General features: G+C 75.3%; 16 protein-coding genes. 7 read left to right on the top strand and 9 right to left on the bottom strand.

Annotated elements, in window-relative coordinates:
* Nucleotides 1–309 precede the first annotated feature (309 nt).
* Entirely contained in the window at nt 310–1,524 is a 1,215-nt protein-coding gene (locus BS73_RS39910) for a C40 family peptidase (RefSeq protein ID WP_051940465.1), read from the top strand.
* Between the two features lie 26 nt (nt 1,525–1,550).
* Here the strand turns inward: BS73_RS39910 and BS73_RS24790 are convergent, their stop codons facing one another.
* Entirely contained in the window at nt 1,551–2,324 is a 774-nt protein-coding gene (locus tag BS73_RS24790; RefSeq protein WP_037576072.1) for a VOC family protein, read from the bottom strand.
* Between the two features lie 180 nt (nt 2,325–2,504).
* Here BS73_RS24790 and BS73_RS24785 point away from each other — a divergent pair, with 180 nt between their 5' ends.
* Together BS73_RS24785 and BS73_RS35020 are read left to right on the top strand one after the other, a co-directional pair.
* The gene (locus BS73_RS24785) at nt 2,505–2,993 is read left to right on the top strand and encodes a MaoC family dehydratase N-terminal domain-containing protein (protein ID WP_161789700.1); all 489 of its coding nucleotides are present in this window, start codon (nt 2,505–2,507) and stop codon (nt 2,991–2,993) included.
* A gap of 5 nt (nt 2,994–2,998) precedes the next feature.
* Nucleotides 2,999–3,490 carry a MaoC/PaaZ C-terminal domain-containing protein gene (locus BS73_RS35020; RefSeq protein ID WP_152617709.1) on the top strand — a complete coding sequence of 164 codons (492 nt, stop codon included), beginning with the start codon at nt 2,999–3,001 and terminating at the stop codon, nt 3,488–3,490.
* Between the two features lie 24 nt (nt 3,491–3,514).
* On the opposite strand, the gene BS73_RS24775 is transcribed toward BS73_RS35020, so the two are convergent.
* Nucleotides 3,515–4,558: a M48 family metalloprotease gene (locus tag BS73_RS24775; RefSeq protein ID WP_051940461.1), complete on the bottom strand. Its 1,044-nt coding sequence runs from the start codon at nt 4,556–4,558 to the stop codon at nt 3,515–3,517.
* A gap of 1 nt (nt 4,559) precedes the next feature.
* Entirely contained in the window at nt 4,560–4,931 is a 372-nt protein-coding gene (locus BS73_RS24770; RefSeq protein ID WP_322987293.1) for a BlaI/MecI/CopY family transcriptional regulator, read from the bottom strand.
* Nucleotides 4,932–5,065: 134 nt separating this feature from the next.
* Between BS73_RS24770 and BS73_RS24765 the strand changes: the two genes are divergently transcribed.
* Nucleotides 5,066–5,749, top strand: a complete 684-nt coding sequence (locus BS73_RS24765) for a phosphatase PAP2 family protein (protein ID WP_051940458.1) — start codon at nt 5,066–5,068, stop codon at nt 5,747–5,749.
* A gap of 27 nt (nt 5,750–5,776) precedes the next feature.
* On the opposite strand, the gene BS73_RS24760 is transcribed toward BS73_RS24765, so the two are convergent.
* Entirely contained in the window at nt 5,777–6,790 is a 1,014-nt protein-coding gene (locus tag BS73_RS24760; RefSeq protein WP_037576064.1) for a sigma-70 family RNA polymerase sigma factor, read from the bottom strand.
* A 276-nt stretch (nt 6,791–7,066) separates the two neighbouring features.
* On the opposite strand from BS73_RS24760, the gene BS73_RS24755 reads away from it, so the two are divergent.
* Complete coding sequence (locus BS73_RS24755; protein ID WP_152617896.1) at nt 7,067–8,290, top strand: low temperature requirement protein A; 1,224 nt, start codon at nt 7,067–7,069, stop codon at nt 8,288–8,290.
* Between the two features lie 79 nt (nt 8,291–8,369).
* Here the strand turns inward: BS73_RS24755 and BS73_RS24750 are convergent, their stop codons facing one another.
* The 4 genes from BS73_RS24750 to BS73_RS24735 form a co-directional block, all read right to left on the bottom strand.
* Nucleotides 8,370–9,569 (bottom strand): serine hydrolase domain-containing protein, encoded by a 1,200-nt coding sequence (locus tag BS73_RS24750; protein WP_037576061.1) that lies wholly within the window; start codon nt 9,567–9,569, stop codon nt 8,370–8,372.
* 122 nt (nt 9,570–9,691) lie between these two features.
* Nucleotides 9,692–10,384, bottom strand: a complete 693-nt coding sequence (locus tag BS73_RS24745) for a response regulator (protein WP_037576060.1) — start codon at nt 10,382–10,384, stop codon at nt 9,692–9,694.
* Nucleotides 10,381–13,068, bottom strand: coding sequence for a sensor histidine kinase (locus BS73_RS24740; RefSeq protein WP_051940456.1), 2,688 nt, complete (start codon nt 13,066–13,068; stop codon nt 10,381–10,383). Before BS73_RS24740 ends, BS73_RS24745 begins: the two co-directional genes overlap by 4 nt.
* A gap of 156 nt (nt 13,069–13,224) precedes the next feature.
* The gene (locus BS73_RS24735) at nt 13,225–13,854 is read right to left on the bottom strand and encodes a MarC family protein (protein ID WP_037576059.1); all 630 of its coding nucleotides are present in this window, start codon (nt 13,852–13,854) and stop codon (nt 13,225–13,227) included.
* Between the two features lie 175 nt (nt 13,855–14,029).
* Here BS73_RS24735 and BS73_RS24730 point away from each other — a divergent pair, with 175 nt between their 5' ends.
* Nucleotides 14,030–14,689 carry a DedA family protein gene (locus BS73_RS24730; protein ID WP_051940454.1) on the top strand — a complete coding sequence of 220 codons (660 nt, stop codon included), beginning with the start codon at nt 14,030–14,032 and terminating at the stop codon, nt 14,687–14,689.
* Between the two features lie 43 nt (nt 14,690–14,732).
* Here BS73_RS24730 and ung read toward each other — a convergent pair whose 3' ends face one another.
* Entirely contained in the window at nt 14,733–15,446 is a 714-nt protein-coding gene (ung, locus tag BS73_RS24725; RefSeq protein ID WP_235215515.1) for a uracil-DNA glycosylase, read from the bottom strand.
* Nucleotides 15,447–15,566: 120 nt separating this feature from the next.
* On the opposite strand from ung, the gene BS73_RS24720 reads away from it, so the two are divergent.
* Nucleotides 15,567–16,658 carry a nitronate monooxygenase gene (locus tag BS73_RS24720; RefSeq protein WP_265736876.1) on the top strand — a complete coding sequence of 364 codons (1,092 nt, stop codon included), beginning with the start codon at nt 15,567–15,569 and terminating at the stop codon, nt 16,656–16,658.
* Nucleotides 16,659–16,680 lie beyond the last annotated feature (22 nt).

The raw sequence follows: 16,680 nt of genomic DNA, 5'->3' as shown, positions 1-16,680 counted from the left end.
TCCTTCCTGGGGGGTCGGGTCGGAGAGGGCTGACGGGGCAGCAGAACGCCGTCGGGGCGTACACCTTGCGTCGATATGACAGCGCGTCAGTCCTCTCGAGACGGTTGATTGCAGACTGCACGTACCCTGATTCGACCTCCTCAGTCCTCGGCCGTCCGGGCTACGTGGAGGTCCCGCCCAGGCGTGTTCCGCGGCCCGGGACGGCCGCCCGGAGCAGCCTGACCCCATGGGTCAGTTGGTACGGGTACCTGTGCGGACCGGACGGAGCGGACTGACGGCGGCGCTGGCCGCGGCGGTGGCCGCCGCCGCGTGCGCGGGCTCCGCGGGGCGGCGGGGGTCGCCTTCGGCGCCGAGCGGGCGGCGGCGGTGACGGCGGTCGCGGGAGCGCCGGGTCCGGGCGCCCGGCCGGGCACCCGCCCGGGTACGGGCCCCCTCGCGGCACTCGGGCCGGCCGCGCTGCCGGGTGCCAACCTCCTCCTCGCCCCTGCCGCCGGGTCGGCTGCCCGGCCCCTGGCGGGTGCCGCGACGCCGGCCCCCGGCCCCGGGCCTGACGCCGACGCCGACCCCGACTCGGCGGCGGTCGGCACCGGCCCCGGGCCGGTGGCCGCACGCGGGAACGCGCCGGCCCCGTCCACCCTGGACGCCCTGGACCGGACGTTCCGTCAACTCTCCGGTCTGCAGGCCCGGGTGGACGCCCTCTCCGCGCAGGCCTCGGCGCTGCGCGCGCAGGCCGGGCAGCTGGCCGCCAAGGCCGCCTGGCAGCGGGTCCGCCGCGAGCTGATGGGCGACGCGATGGCCCGGCTGGCCGGCTACCAGTACGCCGACGGCCCGCTGGCCGGGCTCACCGACCTCCTCACCGGGCGCGGCGGAGCCCAGCGGCTGGCCGACCGGCAGAGCGCCGAGTACCAGGCCCGGCACGCCTACACCGTGGCCTACCAGGAGGCCCGCCGGGTCGCCGCACTGCGCGCCGCGCAGGCGGCCCGGGCCGCCGCCGCGGCCACCGCGGCCGAGCGGCGCCGGGACGCCGTCGCGGCCTCCCGCCCCGCGCTCACCGCCCGCCGGGACGCCCTGCTGGCCGGGATCGCCGCCCGCTTCGGGGACGGCAGCGCGGCCTCCGGCCTGCTGCGGGCGCTGCCCGGCCGGGCCGCCGGTCCAGACCTCCAGCCGGACGGCAAGGCCCTGCGGGCGGTCCTCTTCGCGCTGGCGCACATCGGCACCCCCTACGTCTGGGGCGGCACCTCGCCCTCCGGATACGACTGCTCGGGCCTGACCTCGCAGGCCTGGGCGGCGGCCGGGGTGCGGATCCCGCGCACCAGCCAGGCGCAGTTCGCGGGCCTGCCCCGGGTGCCGGCGGGGCAGCCGCTGCGCCCCGGGGACCTGGTCGTCTACTTCCCCGGGGCGACCCATGTGGGGATGTACATCGGCGACGGGCTGGTGGTGCACGCACCCCGGCCGGGGACGGTGGTCCGGGTGACCACCCTGGACCGGATGCCGTCCCCGGGGGTCGTGCGACCGCGCTACTGACCGGCCGGCCCGGGACCGGCGTGCCGTCAGGCGGCGCCTCGCAGCAGGCCGAAGACGGCCCCCTGCGGATCGCTCACCACCGCGATGTAGGGGCCGTCCGGGACCTGAACCGGGCCCATCACCGCCCGGCCGCCGGCCGCCGCGGCCCGCTCCACAGCGGCGTCCACGTCCTCCACACCGAAGTACGGCAGCCAGTGGGGGCGGGCGCCCGGGGTGTGCTCCTCGTCGATCCCGGCCAGGCCGCCGAAGTCGGCCTCGCCGAGGGAGAACATGGCGTAGAAGTCGACCGACCGCCGGACGGTCCAGCCGAAGACCGCCGGGTAGAAGCGCTCGGCGCCGGCGGTGTCGTCGGTGTGCAGCTCGGCCCAGCACATCCCGCCGTTCGCCTCGTACGAGGTGAAGCCGTCGAAGGCGCGCGGCTGCCAGAGCGCGAAGGCGGCGCCGGAGGGGTCGGCGACGACCGCGTAGCGGCCCTCCTCGAAGACGTCCATCGGGTCCACGATCAGGCTGCCGCCGGCCTTGCGGACGGCGGCGACGGCGGCGTCCGCGTCGGTCACCGAGAAGGCGATCGACCAGGCCGTCGGCTGGCCCTCGCCCATCAGCCCCATCAGCGCGGCCACGGGGGCGTCGGCGGTGCTCTCGCCGAGATGGAGGATGGTGTAGCCGCCCGCCTCGGGGCGGGGGTCGGTGGCCGCGCGCCAGCCGAAGACGGCGGCGTAGAACCGCTTGGCCGCCTCCGGGTCGGAGGTGCCGAGCTCCACCCAGCAGGGGGTGTGGGTGGTCGGTTTGTCCATGTGCATGACTTCAACTCCTCGGATCGGTCGTGCTGTGGGATCACGCTGGGGGATCACGCTGGGGGATCACGCTCTGATGGCCCGTCAGAATCGGCTCCTGTCCGCATTCTGGCGGAGGGGTCTGACAATCCCCGGCGAACCCGGCCGCGGTACGTCGGCAGAGGTAGCCCGTGATAGAGAAGAACGGTGACTTCAGCGACTCCGGGTGCGGCGGCACCGCAGGTATCCGAGGAGATGGCGCGGCTCGCCGCGGCCGTCGGCTGGCAGGGCCGGGAGCGCGTGGACCGCGTCGAGCACCGGCATCTCGGCGACTTCCTCACCGCGATCGCGGTGGACGGGCGGACCGCCGCCGCGCCCGCGCCGGGGGCCGTCCCCGACGACCTGGCCGTCCCGCCGACGCTGCTCTGCGGTTTCGTGGACGAGCCGCCCGAGTGCCCCGCCGCACTGGCGTACGGGCAGGGCTGGCTCAACGGCGGCGACCGCTTCGAGTACCCGGAGGCGGCGCCCGAACTGCGGCTCGGCGACGTGCTGCGCTCGCGGACCGAGCTGGTGGAGGCGGTGGAGAAGGCCGGCCGCTCCGGGCGGATGGCGGTGCTGACCTTCCGCACCGAGTTCCGCCGGGACGACACCGGCGAGGTCGTCGCCCGGCACGTCGGCACCCGGATCCGGCGGTGACCGCGATGAGGCCCGAGAAGGTGGCCGCGGGGGCCGAGCTGCCGGGGTGGACGGTGACGCCGGACCTCACCCGCCTGGTGCGGTACGCGTCCTCCTCCGGGGACTTCTACCCGCTGCACTACGACCGGGAGTTCGCGGCGGAGCAGGGCTTCCCCGGCTTCCCCGTGCAGGGGCTGCTCAAGACCGCCTGGCTCGGGCAGCTGGTGACGGGGTGGCTGCGCCCCGGGGACCGGCTGCTGTCACTGGAGGCCTCCTACCGGGGGATGGACTACTGCGGCGAGCCGATCGCCTGCGGCGGCCGGGTCACCGAGGTCGGCGATGTCGGTGAGGTCGGCCAGGCCAGCCAGGTCGGTGAGGTCGACCAGGCCGGCGGGGTCGGCCGGGTCGCCGAGGTCGGCGAAGCCGCCGGCCCCGTCGCGGAGATCGAGCTGTGGACGGAGTCCGCCGACGGCCGCCGGGCGACGCTGGGGCGCGCGGTGGTGCGGCTCGCCCGCTGACCGCGGCCGGGGCGCGCGCCGGCCTCAGCCGTGGGCGATCTTCAGCAGATGGTGGAGGTCCCGCGCCGCCGCCGTCGCGCACAGCACGCTGGCGCCGACCAGCAGGGCCGTCACCGACTGCGGCACCAGCCTGAGGTACGCCGGCGGCGTCAGCAGCGCCGCCACCCTGCGCGGAACCGGACCGGCACCGCGCAGCGGATCCCGCCGGTCCTTCCGGTCCTTCCGGTCCTTCCGGCCGTTCCGGCCGTGCCGCCCCGCGACCAGACCGAGCGCCGCCGCCGGCAGCCGGGATCCGCGCCGCCGCCGGTGCCGCTTGGCGGCCAGCGCCGCCTTGCCCACCGCCTGCGCCACCCGGCGCCGGTCGCCGCAGGCCGTCGCGGCCCGCTCGTCGGCCCAGCGCTCGACGGTGTAGGCCACCGCCGCGGCGACCGGCCGCAGCAGCGGGTTGGCCGCCGAGGCCAGATGCGCCGCCGCGACGAACGCGTAGTGGTGGCAGGCGAGATGGGCCCGCTCGTGGGCGAAGAGCACCTCGCGCTCGGACTGGTCGAGGCTGCGCAGCATCCCGGTGGAGACCACGATCCGCCCCCAGGACCTGGAACGGCCCGGGTCCGGCGGCGAGCCACCGTTCGGCAGCCCGGGCAGCGCGTACGCCTCCGGCCGCTCGTCCTCGACCACCGCCAGCTCGCCCGCGCCCGGCAGGCAGTACGCCTCGAAGCCGGCCGCGACCAGCGCCCGCATCCGCCGCCACAGCATCCGCAGTGCCGCGCCCAGCGCCACCGTGAAGAGGAGCCCGGCGAGCGCCGCCTCGGCCAGGCCGACCGGGTCGCCGGTGCGGACCGTGCCGACCGACCAGTCGCCGATCAGCCCGGCCAGCGGCAGCCGGGCCACCCCGGCCACCGCCAGCACCCCGAGGGAGATCCCGCTGCCGGCCGCGAGGGCGAGCGCGGAGAGGGTCAGCAGCCAGGTGGCGAGCCGGGGTTCGACCCGCTCGGCGATCGGCCGGGCGGTGCCGGCCGCGAGCACCGGGAGCAGCAGCGGCAGATAGACCAGGTAGACCAGGGAGAGCACGTCAGCCCCCCTCCCCCGGGGCCTCCGGGCCGCCGAGGAGGCGGCGCAGCAGGTCCTCGTCCCGGGCCGAGAGGTCGTCGACGAAGCGGCTGAGGACGGCCTCCCGGTCGGGGTCGGCGTCCATCATCCGGTGCATCCGGCGGGCCGTGAGCCCGTGCCGGTCGGCGACCGGCGTGTAGGCGTACGCCCTGCCCTGCCGGACCCGCGCCAGCAGGCCCTTCTCGTAGAGCCGGGAGAGGACGGTGACCACCGTGCTGTAGGCCAGCTCCTCGCCGTCCGACCCGGCCGGGAGGCGCTCCCGGACCTGGGCCGGCGTCAGCGGGCAGACCTCGGCCGCCTGTTGCAGCTGGGCCAGCACCTCCGCCTCCAGCACGCCCTGTCCCCGCCGCCGCTCTCCTCGCACTGCTACTCTGCCGTCCGTTCCTTCATCTACAGTCTTGTAGAAGCTCAGCCGTCCCTCAGTGTGCCATGCCCGCAGCAGCCGGGCGGGCAGTCAGGAATGACAGGATGCCAGCCTTCCCCCCGCCGCCGCCCGGCCCGCCGCACAGCGTCCACCCGCAGCTCGCCTTCGACGGCTCGGGGATCGACGGCTCGCTCTTCCGCTCGGTCACCGACCTGGCCCGGGACACCCGCTGGCTGAACGGCCCGCTGGAGTCCTGGACCAACATCGGACTGCTGGTCTTCGCCCTGCTGATGGTGCTCGGCTGGTGGGGCGCCCGGAAGGCGAACGACCCGCGGGCGATGACCACCGCGCTGGCCGCCCCGGTCGCCGTGGTGTTCGCCTTCGCGGTGGCCGAGGTGGCCAAGAAGCTGGTGGCGGAGGTGCGGCCGTGCCGCTCCGTGCCGCACGCCTTCATCGTCGAGGCCTGCCCCCCGCTCAACGACTACGCCTTCCCCAGCGGCCACTCCACCACCGCCGCGGCCACCGTCGCCGGACTGTACCTGGTCAGCCGGCGGCTCTGCGCGGTGGCCGCGCTCTTCGCCCTCCTGGAGGGCTTCACCCGGGTGTACGTGGGCGCCCACTACCCCCACGACGTGCTGGGCGCCTTCGTCCTCGCCCTCCCGGTGGCCTTCGCGGTCAGCGCGCTCCTCGGGCGGGTGGCCACCCCCCTGGTGGGGCGGCTGAGCGAGGGGGTGCTCCGCCCGCTCCTCACCTCCGCCCCCACCAGGGCGGCGCACGCCGCCCGCTGACGGGCCGTCAACCCGATCGTTCGCCGTTCACCCCTCCGCCTGATCCGGGCCGCCGCCGGCGGTCCACTTCTCCGGGAGGCCGAAGAGCGGGAAGAGGCGGTCGACGTCGAGGAAGCTGTTGAGCCCGGTGATCCGGCCGTCCTCGATCTCCAGCACCTGGAGCGCCCAGGGCGTGGCCCCGCCGTCCCGGTACTGCCCGAAGGCCGGCAGGCCGTTGGCGGCACCCACCGGGACCACCACCGATCCCTCGCACTCCTGCCCGATACCGCTCAGCCAGGCCGTGACCTCGTCCCGGCCGCGCAGCCACAGCGGCAGCGGCGGCATCTGCATCACCACGTCCTCGTGCACCAGCGAGGCCAGCGTCTCCAGGTCGTAGCGCTGGAAGGCGTCGACGTAGCGGGCCAGGAACTCGCGCTGCCCGGCGTCCATCGGGCGGTACGGCTCGGACTCCTGCGGCCGCTTCTCGGCGAGCACCGCGCGGGCCCGCTGGAGGGCGCTGTTGACCGCCGGCACGGTGGTCTCCAGCAGCTCCGCCACCTCGGCCGCGGACCAGCCCAGCGCCTCGCGCAGGATCAGCACCGCGCGCTGCTTGGGCGCCAGCTCCTGGAGCGCGGCGACCAGCGCGAGCCGCACCGAGTCGCGCAGCACGGCCTGGGCGGCCGGGTCGGCCCGCTCGTCCAGCGCCCGGTCGTCGAGGATCCGGGAGTCCGGTATCGGGCCGAGCCAGGCCTCCTCCGGGAGCGGTGGCTTGAGCGGGCCGGTGGCGGAGCCGACCTCCTCCAGATCCATCGGCCTGGCCCGGCGCTGACGGCCGTTCAGCATGTCCAGGCAGACGTTGGTGGCGATCCGGTACAGCCAGGAGCGCAGCGAGGAGCGCCCCTCGAACCGCTCCAGGCCGCGCCAGGCCCGGACCATCGCCTCCTGCACGGCGTCCTCCGCCTCGAAGGCGGAACCGAGCATGCGATAGCAGTACCCGGTCAACTCCCGTCGGTACTGCTCGAGTTCGGCTGCTTCCGGCGCTGCGGCCGCGGGTCCGGCCATGGCTCCCCACCCCTTCCGGTCCTGGTCGGCCGATCCCCAGCCGACCCGAGGAACGCTACCGGGCCCCACCGACAGTCGGCGGGTGTTCCGCCGCTCCGCCGCCGGCCGGTGCGGCGGCACGCCCGCCGCGAGGGGCGCGCCGGCCCCCGCGCGCGTGCTGCGCGCGCGGGCCTGCGCCGGTGTGGCAGCCTGGCGCGCATGAGCGACGCCGAAGAGACGGGGCCGGTCAGCGGGGGGCCGGCCGGTGGACTGCGGCCGGCCCACCGGCTGCTGCCGATGGCCGGGCGGGACCCGGGCGAAAGAGGGCGGGTGTCCTCGCCCCTGGAGCTGCTGTTCGATCTGACCTTCGTGGTGGCGGTCGGTACCTCGGCCACGCAGTTCTCGGAGCTGCTGGCGGAGGGCGACCCGGGGCAGGCGGTCATCGCCTTCCTGATGGCCATGTTCGCCATCACCAACGCCTGGATCAGCTTCTCCTGGTTCGCCTCGGCCTTCGACACCGACGACTGGCTGTACCGGGTGCTGACGATGGTGCAGATGATCGGGGTGGTGGTGCTGGCGCTCGGCCTGCCGGCGATGTTCCACTCCGTCCGGCAGGGCGACCACCTCGAACTGCGCGCCATCGTGATCGGCTACGTGGTGATGCGGATCGCCATGGGGCTCCAGTGGTGGCGCGCGGCCCGGCAGTCGGCGGCCTACCACGACGTCGGGATCGCCAACATCCGCTGGATCGCGATCGCCCAGCTCGGCTGGATCGTGATCGGGTTCGCCCCGCTGCCGCTGGGCGCCGCGCTCGCCGGCTTCGTCCTCTTCGGCACCCTGGAGGTGGTGCTTCCCCGGCTCACCCAGGGGTGGGCCGGCGGCACGCCCTGGCATCCGCACCACATCGCCGAGCGGTACAGCCTCTTCGCCATCATCACCCTCGGCGAGGGCGTGGTCGGCACGGTCGCCTCGTCCGGTGCGCTCCTCGGCGGCCCGGACGGCACCCAGTGGACCGGCAACGCCGTCGCGATCGTCGTCGCCGGGGTCGGGCTGACCTTCGGCATGTGGTGGGTCTACTTCGCCACGCCCTTCGGCGAACTCCTCGTCCACCGCCGCAATCTGGGCTACGTCTTCGGCTTCGGGCACATGGCGGTCTTCATGGCCGTGGCGGGCGCCGGGGCCGGGCTCCACCTGGCCGGGCTCCAGCTGGAGCACCACTCGGAGATCGGGGACACCACGGTCGTGCTGGCGCTGGCCCTCCCGGTGGGGCTGTACCTGCTGGCCGTGTACACCCTCCACGCCCTGCTGCTGTCCGCCACGGACCGGTTCCACCTGCTGCTGCTCGCCGCCACCCTCGCCGTCCTGGTGGCCGCGGTGCTCCTCTCGGCGGCCGGGGTGGCCGTCGCGGTCTGCCTGATCGTGGTGATGGCCGCCCCGCTCGTCACGGTGCTCGGCTACGAGACGGTCGGGCACCGGCACCAGCGGGAGATGCTGGAGCGGATCGCCGCCCCGGGGCACTGAAAGCGCGGGGAGCGCGAGGAGCGCGGGGAGCGCGAGGAGCGCGAGGAGCGCGGGCAGCCCACGCCGCCCGCGTACTCCGCTACGCCGCCATCCGGGCGCCCGCGCCCCGCGCGATCGCCGAGCGGACGGCGCGGACCAGCGCCTGCGCGCGGGGGTCCGAGGTGACGCTCGGCTGCATCCCGTTGGTGACGTAGGCGAAGGCCAGACCGGTCTCCGGGTCGGCGAAGGCGAGCGACCCGCCGCGGCCGGGGTGGCCGAAGGCGCCCGGGGAGGTCATCGGGCAGGCCGATCCGTGGAGCATGAAGCCGAGGCCGAAGCGGGTGCGGGTGAGCAGCACCCGGTCGGTGCCCTCGGCGTGGACGGCGGCCGCGCGGCGGAGCATCGGCCGCTCCAGAATGTGCCCGGCGCCCAAGGCGGCGTAGAAGCCGCCCAGTCCGCGGGCGGTGGCCAGACCGTTGGAGCCGGGCAGCTCGGCGGCCCGCCAGGCCGGGTCGTTCTCGTCCGGCTGGGGCGCGACCGTCCCGAACGCCCGCCGGGTCAGCGACCCCGGGTCGGCGTACGCGGCGGCGACCTCGCGGCGCGGGCGCATCCGCAGCGCGCCGGGGCCCGGCTCGGGGGCGGCCACCTCGGCGATCCGGGCGGCCCGCGGCTGGGCCTCCTCGGGCAGGCCGATCCACAGGTCCAGACCGAGGAGCTCGGTGACGTCCTCGGCGAGCACCCCGCCGAGGGTGCGGCCGTCGACCCGGCGGACCAGTTCGCCGAGCAGCCAGCTGAAGGTCTGCGCGTGGTAGCCGTGCGTCTCCCCCGGCGCCCACAGCGGGCGCTGGCGGGCGACCGCGGCCGGGCCGCTGACCCCGTCGGCGGCCTCGGCGGCGGTGAGCGGACGGTCCAGCGCGGCCACGCCGGCCTGATGGGAGAGCAGCTGCCGCACGGTGACCCGCTCCTTGCCGCGGGCGGCGAACTCCGGCCAGTACTCGGCGACCGGCGCGTCGAGGTCGATCCGTCCGCGCTGGGCCAGGAGCAGCAGCACGGTGGCGGCGACGCCCTTGGTGGCGGAGCGGAGCAGAACAGGGGTGTCCCCGGTCCACGGGCGTCCGGCGCCCTCCTCCGCGTCCGCGTCGGCGGTGCCGCCCCACAGGTCGACGACCCGCTCCCCGTCCCGGTAGAGGGCGAGGGCCGCGCCGCGCTCGCCGCGGAGCGCGAAGTTCTCCGCGAAGACCGCGCGGAGCTCCTCGAAGCCCTCGGCGGCCGTGCCGTGGATCTCGGGCGCCTGAGCCATGGGAACGCCTTCCTCTCGCCGGTGCGGGACTCGTCGGTGGGCACCACAGTAACGCCGTTTGATCGATCATCAATCGACGAATGGGTCACACTACCGAACGTGACGGAAGACGAGAGGATCGCTCACGGTGCGTAGCGGTAGCCCATGCCCGGCTCGGTGATGAAGTGACGGGGGCTGGCCGCGTCCGGTTCGAGCTTGCGGCGGAGCCCGGCCATGTAGACCCGGAGGTAGTTGGTCTTCTCCTCGTGCCCTGGTCCCCACACCTCGTCCAGCAGCTGACGGCTGGTCACCAGTCGGCCGGGGTTGCGGAGGAGGACGGAGACCAGGTGCCACTCGGTCGGCGTCAGCCGCACCGGCCGGTCGCCGGCGGTGGCGCCCGGAAGGCTGCGGACGGTGCAGCTCGCCAGGTCCACCACGTGGTCGCCGACCACCGCGGTCACCGCGCCGGCCTCCGGGGCCGGCCGGCGCAGCACCGCGCGCAGCCGCGCCATCAGCTCGCTCATCGAGAACGGCTTGGTGACGTAGTCGTCGGCGCCCGCGTCCAGCGCGGCGACCTTCTCCGCCGCGCCCGAGCGACCGGACAGGACGATGATCGGGGCGGCGCTCCGGACCCGGAGCCCGTGGATCACCTCCACGCCGTCCAGGTCCGGCAGACCGAGGTCGAGTATCACCGCCTCCGGCGGCTGCCGGGCCGCCGACCGCAGCGCGGCGGAGCCGTCCGCGGCGGTGGCCACCGCGTACCGGCGCGCCTTCAGGTTGATCCGGAGGGCGCGCAGCATCTGGGGCTCGTCGTCGACGATCAGGACCCGGGTCATCGGCCGGTCCCGACTTCCGCGCCGGCGCCGGAGCCGGCGGCGCGGCCGGACGTGCCGTCGTCGGCCGCACCGGTGCCGCCGACCGGCGCGGCGGGCAGCGAGAGGACCATGGTGAGGCCGCCACCGGGGGTGTCCTCCGGTTCGAGGCTGCCGCCCATCGCCTCCGCGAGCCCGCGGGAGAGGGCGAGGCCGAGGCCCACGCCGCTGCCGTTGTCGGTGTCGCCGAGGCGCTGGAAGGGCTGGAAGACCCGGTCCCGGTCGGCCTCGGGCAGGCCCGGGCCGCGGTCGATCACCCGCAGCTCGACCCGGTCGCCGAGGGTGCTGGCGGTGACCACCACCGGCACCCCGGCCGGAGTGTGGCGGAGGCCGTTGGCGCACAGGTTGGCCAGCACCCGTTCCAGCAGCGGCGGGTCCGCCAGCACCTCCGGGGCCTCGGCCAGGCCCTGGGCCAGCACCGGGCCCGCGGCGCTCTCCGGACCGCCGGTGAGCGAGTCGCGGGCGGCGGCGAGGACCTCGTCCACACCGACCGGCTGGAGGTGCAGGGTGAGCGCGCCGGCCTGCAGCCGGCTCATGTCCAGCAGGTTCTCCACCAGTCTGGTCAGCTTCTCCAGCGAGAGCTGGGCGGTGGAGAGCAGCTCGTCCTGGTCCTCGGTGGAGAACTCGACGTCCTCGGAGCGGAGCGAGGAGACCGAGGCGAGAGCCACCGCCAGCGGGGTGCGGAGATCGTGGCTGACCGCCGCGAGCAGCGCGGTACGCAGCCGGTCCGCGGCGCGCACCGGCTCCACCTCGGCGGCGACGGTGGCCAGCCGGTCGCGCTCCAGCGCGGCGGCGACATGCGCGGCGAAGGCCGCCAGCACCCGCCGATCCGCGGCCGGCAGCGGCCGCCCCCGGAGGATCAGCGTCTCCCCTCCCCCGATCTGCACCTCCTCGACGGCCTCCGCCCCGGACTCCGCAGCGGGCGCGCCGGAGGGGGGCGGCGGCAGCGGCTCGGGGGCGGGACCGATGGCGGCGGGACCAGCGGCGGGACCGATGGCGGCGGGGCCGTCGCGGTGCCGGAGTTCCACCGACTGCATGCCGAAGGTCTCGCGGAGGCGGGCCAGCAGGGCGGGGACGGCCTGGTCGCCGCCGAGGACCGAGCCGGTGAGGGCGGAGAGGGTCTCGGCCTCGGCGGTCGCCCTGGCCGCCCGGCGGGAGAGCCGGGTCGCCCGGTCGACGATCAGCGCCACGACCACGCCGACCACCGCGAACACCCCCAGCGCGATGATGTTGTTGGGCGAGCCGATGGTCAGCGAGTGGATCGGCGGGATGAAGTAGAAGTTGAGCAGCGTCGAGGCGACGACCGAGGCCAGCAGGGCGGAGGTGACGCCGCCCAGGGTGGCCACCGCCACCACGCCGAGGAGGAAGATCAGCGCGTCGCTCAGCGGGTTGACCGGCGCCCGGGTCTGGGTGAGGGCCACCGTCAGCACGACCGGCGTCAGCAGCCCCGCCGCCGCCCCGGCCGCCCGGCGCGCGGGCGAGTGCAGCCGGTCCGGCACCGGCAGCCGTCGGCCCCGCCCGGACCGCTCGTGGGTGACCATGTGGACGTCGATGTCCCCGGAGAGCTCCGTGGTGGTCTCGCCGATCCCCCGCCCGGTGAGCGAGCGCAGCACCCGCCCGCGCCGGCTGGTGCCCAGCACCAGCTGGGTGGCGTTCTCCCCGCGCGCGAAGTCGAGGAGCGCGACGGGGATGTCGTCGCCCACCACCGAGTGGTACGTCCCGCCCAGGCTCTCCACCAGTCGCCGCTGCTCGGCCAGCGCCGCCGGCGAGGCGTCCGCGAGCCCGTCGCTCCGCGCCACGTGCACGGCCAGCAGCTCGCCGCCGCCGGCCCGGTCGGCGATCCGGGCGGCGCGGCGGATCAGCGTCCCGCCCTCCGGCCCACCGGTGAGGGCGACCACGACCCGCTCCCTGGTCTCCCAGACCTTGCCGATCCGGTGCTCCGCCTTGTACCGCTGGAGCCCCTCGTCGACCCGTCCGGCCAGCCAGAGCAGCGCCAGTTCGCGCAGCGCGGTGAGGTTGCCGACCCGGAAGTAGTTGGAGAGCGCGGCGTCCACCTTCTCCGCGGCGTAGACGTTGCCGTGCGCCATCCGCCGGCGCAGGCCCTCGGGGGCCATGTCGACCAGCTCGATCTGGTCCGCCCGGCGGACCACCTCGTCCGGGATGGTCTCCCGCTGCGGAACGCCGGTGATCTTCTCCACCACGTCGTTCAGCGACTCGAGGTGCTGGACGTTGACGGTGGTCAGCACGTCGATGCCGGCGGCCAGCAGCTCCTCGACGTCCTCCCAGCGCTTGGCGTTCCGCCCGCCGGGGACGTTGGTGTGCGGGAGCTCGTCGACCAGCGCGACCTCGGGGCGGCGGGCCAGCACCGCGTCCACGTCGAGCTCGGTGAACGCGGACCCGCGGTAGTCGCGGTGCAGCCGCGGGACCACCTCCAGGCCGTGCAGCCGGTCCTCGGTGCGGCGGCGGTGATGGCACTCGGCGTACGCCACCACCACGTCGGTGCCGCGCTCCAGGCGCCGGTGCGCCTCGTCCAGCATCCGGTACGTCTTGCCGACCCCGGGCGCCGCGCCCAGGAAGACCTTGAGCCTGCCCCGTCCCGGCGGCCCGGAGGCCGGCCGGCCGGCGGCGGTGTCGTACTGCTGGGACACGCTGGCTGCCCTCTCTCGCCTGCTTCCCCGTCAGACAACCCCACGCCGGAGCCCGGAGCTTCGGCGTTAACGCTTTCCTTGCGCGGTCCGGCCGCCGATTTACGCGGTCTTGACAGGGTGCGCAGGGCGCAGAGCGCGGGGCGCAGGGACCAGGGCTCAGTGCACGGGCAGGTGGACGCCGAGCTCCTTCAGCCCCTGGAGGAAGAGCTCGACGCCGACCGCGGCGAGCAGCAGGCCGAGCAGCCGGGACAGCACCTCCAGGGTGGTGTGGTGGGTCCGCTTGAACAACCGGGTCAGCAGCACCATGCAGATCAGGTCGATGGCCACCACCGAGACGAAGCCGGCGGCCACCTCGGTCCGCCAGCTCCAGTCGTGCCGGCTCAGCGACTCCACCAGGATCGCGGTCACACCCAGCGGGCTGACCACGTACGGCAGCAGCAGCGCGCGGAAGCCGCTGGTGACCGGGTGGTCGGCCTCGAACTCGGTCTCGCTCGGCCCGCCCAGGTGCAGCCCCAGCACCAGGCCCATCGCGTACACGAAGAAGATCACCCCGCCGGCCAGTTCGAGCGACTGGTCGGTGATGTGGAAGAAGTCCGTCACATAGTGGGCGGTGTACGCCTCGGCGACGCCCAGGACCGCGGCCACCCCGGAGGCGGCCGCGGCCGTCCGATGCGCCTCCCGCACCGTCATCCGGGCGGCCACCTGGGCGTAGGCCAGCAGCACCTTGGGCGGGCCGACGACGGCCAGGAACATGATGAAGGTACTGTTCAGGCTGATCACGGACACCTACCGATTGATATCTCCCGGCGGGCGGGGAAGCCTTCAACGGCACACCGTAGGGGCGGATTCGCGGGGGGAACACCCAGGGGTGAGGTAAGAATCACGCCTCCGGAACGGGGCGGACGCCGCCGATTGGTGTGATCATTAGCCGAGTCGACGGAACCCGGAAGGACGGAACGCTATGAGCGCTTGGACCGCGCTCCTTGAGCCTTCCGGAATCTCCTGGCTGGCGCTCGGCGCCGTGCTCGCCGTTCTCTCCGACGGCTTCCTGCCCTTCGTGCCGAGCGGCTCCGTGGTGATCGCCGCGGGCATGCAGAGCACCGAGGACCACCACTCCCCGCTTCCCCTGGTACTGCTGGTCGCGGCGGCCTCCTTCGCCGGCGACCTGGTGCTGCTGCAGTGCGCGCGCCGGGGCGCGGGCTGGGCCCAGCGGCGACTGGCCCGCAAGCCGAAGTGGGCCGAGGCGACCGGGTATGTGCTGGAGACCATCCGCACCAAGCCGGCCCGGACGGTGATCACGGCGCGTTTCGTGCCGGGCGGGCGGACCGTCCTCGACCTCGCGGTCGGCACCTCGCCGGTGCCGATGCGGCGGTTCCTCCACTGGAGCGCACTGAGCGCGCTGGTGTGGGCGGTCTACATGGTCGGCCTGAGCTGGGTCGACGAGCGGTGGCTGGACGTCGGCTGGCTCAGCTTCCTGGTCTCCTGCGTGGCCGCGTTCGGCGTGAGCGGGCTGGTGGCCTCGGGGGTCCGCCGCGGGCGGCGGCGCGCCCGCGCGGCGGCCGTTCCCGCGCCCCGGCGCGAGCCCTCCGGCGACCGCGCGGGCGCGGGCGAGCGGGTCTGACCCCGCAGGGGGCAGCGCGCCGCCCGCGGCGCCGCGCCCCTGCCTACAGCGTCCAGTCCATCGGCGGCTGGCCCAGGCGTTCCAGGGCCTCGTCGATCTGCGAGAACGGGCGGCTGCCGAGGAACTTCTTGGCGGAGAGCGGCGAGGGGTGCGCCCCCTGCACCACCGCGTGCCGGTCGGTGTCGATCAGCGGCAGCTTCTTCTTCGCGTGGTTGCCCCAGAGGACGAACACCGCCGGAGTCTCGCGGGCGCTCACGGCGCGGATCACCGCGTCGGTGAACCGCTCCCAGCCCTGGCCCTTGTGCGAGGCGGCCTCGTGCGCCCGCACGGTGAGGACGGTGTTGAGGAGCAGCACCCCGCGCTCGGCCCAGGGCATCAGATACCCGGTGGCCGGGACCGGCAGGCCGAGGTCGGTGTTCAGCTCCTTGTAGATGTTGCGCAGGGAGGGCGGGATCCTGGTGCCCGGCCGGACGGAGAAGCACATGCCGTGCGCCTGCCCGTCGTCGTGGTACGGGTCCTGGCCGAGGACGACCACCCGCACCTTCTCGTACGGCGTCGCCGCCAGCGCCGCGAAGACCTCGCCGGCCGGCGGGAAGACCTGGTGGGCCGCGCGCTCGGCCGCGACGTACTCGGCCAGGCGGTGGAAGTACGGCTCCTCCGTCTCCGCCTCCAGCACCCGCCGCCAGCTCTCCGGAAGTTCGAACTCTCCCAGCACGTCCGCCTCTTGGGCATCCTGCTGCACTGCTGTCTCCGACACCGCGCCTCTCCTCCGTCATCCGCTGGGAACACCGTAGCCGCGCCCACTGACAGGCCGGACCCGGCCGGCGGGTAGCGTCGGTCCGGTACGCGATGCCGAAGCCTACGGAGGTCCACCCCCGTGACCGCGCACTTCCCCGAGCCCGCGCCGTCCCTGATCGCCGAGCTCCGGCAGCCGATCGTGCAGGCGCCGATGGCGGGCGGGGGTTCCACCCCGGAGCTGGCCGCCGCTGTGTCCTGTGCGGGCGGCCTCGGGTTCCTGGCCGCCGGCTACCGCACTCCGGAGGAGGTGCGCCGGCAGATCGCCCGCACCCGCGAGCTGACCGGCGAACCGTTCGGGATCAACGTCTTCTGCCCCGGCCCCGATCCGGCGGGCGCGGCCGGGGTGGCCGCCGGATACCGCGCGGAGCTGGAGCGCGCCGGGGAGGCGAAACGCTACGGCGTCGAACTGCCGGCGGCGGCCGGCTGGGACGACGACCACTACCGGGCGAAGCTGGACCTGCTGGCCGAACTGGCCGTCCCGGTGGTCGGCTTCACCTTCGGCTGCCCCGACCCGGACGACCTGGTGCTGCTGCAGTCCGCCGGCAGCGAGGTCGCGGTCACCGTGACCTCGGCGGAGGAGGCGCTGGAGGCGGTCCGCGCCGGGGCGGACATCCTGGTCGTGCAGGGGCCGGAGGCGGGCGGGCACCGCGGGTCGTTCACCGCCGCCGGGGCCGGCCGGCCGGAGCCCTCGCTGCTCGGGCTGCTCGGCGAGGTCGGCGAGTCGGTGGCCGCGGAGGGCGTGCGGCCCGCCGTCCTCGCGGCCGGGGGGCTGGCCGACGGCGCGGACGTCGCCGCCGCGCTGGCCGCCGGGGCGGACGCGGCCCAGCTCGGCACGGCCTTCCTGGCCGCCCCGGAGTCGGGAGCGCATCCGCTGCACAAGGCGGCGCTCGGCGATCCCGCCGCGACCACCACCGTCACCACCGCCTTCTCCGGCCGCCCGGCGCGCGGCATCGCCAACCGCTTCATCGCCGAGCACCAGCCGACGGCTCCGCGCGACTGCTACCCGCGGGTCCACCACCTCACCTCCGGCCTGCGGCGCGCCGCCGCGGCGGCCGGCGACCCGGGCGCGATGGCGCTGTGGGCCGGCACCGGACAGGACCGGGTACGGCCGCTGCCGGCGGCCGAGTTGGTGGCCGTGCTGAGCGCGGAGCTGGCCGCGGCGCGCGGGTAGGCGGGGCGGCGGGTGCGGGCCG

Origin of the sequence: Phaeacidiphilus oryzae TH49 (assembly GCF_000744815.1) — a bacterium.
Classification (GTDB): Bacteria; Actinomycetota; Actinomycetes; order Streptomycetales; family Streptomycetaceae; genus Phaeacidiphilus; species Phaeacidiphilus oryzae.
This window is presented reverse-complemented; position numbering and strand designations above follow the sequence as displayed.

Coding starts and splice junctions, on each gene's coding strand:
- BS73_RS24790 (WP_037576072.1), bottom strand. CDS start 2,324: ATGCACATGGACAAACCGACCACCCACACCCCCTGCTGGGTGGAGCTC.
- BS73_RS35020 (WP_152617709.1), top strand. CDS start 2,999: ATGAGGCCCGAGAAGGTGGCCGCGGGGGCCGAGCTGCCGGGGTGGACG.
- BS73_RS24765 (WP_051940458.1), top strand. CDS start 5,066: ATGCCAGCCTTCCCCCCGCCGCCGCCCGGCCCGCCGCACAGCGTCCAC.
- BS73_RS24760 (WP_037576064.1), bottom strand. CDS start 6,790: ATGGCCGGACCCGCGGCCGCAGCGCCGGAAGCAGCCGAACTCGAGCAG.
- BS73_RS24755 (WP_152617896.1), top strand. CDS start 7,067: ATGGCCGGGCGGGACCCGGGCGAAAGAGGGCGGGTGTCCTCGCCCCTG.
- BS73_RS24750 (WP_037576061.1), bottom strand. CDS start 9,569: ATGGCTCAGGCGCCCGAGATCCACGGCACGGCCGCCGAGGGCTTCGAG.
- BS73_RS24745 (WP_037576060.1), bottom strand. CDS start 10,384: ATGACCCGGGTCCTGATCGTCGACGACGAGCCCCAGATGCTGCGCGCC.
- BS73_RS24730 (WP_051940454.1), top strand. CDS start 14,030: ATGAGCGCTTGGACCGCGCTCCTTGAGCCTTCCGGAATCTCCTGGCTG.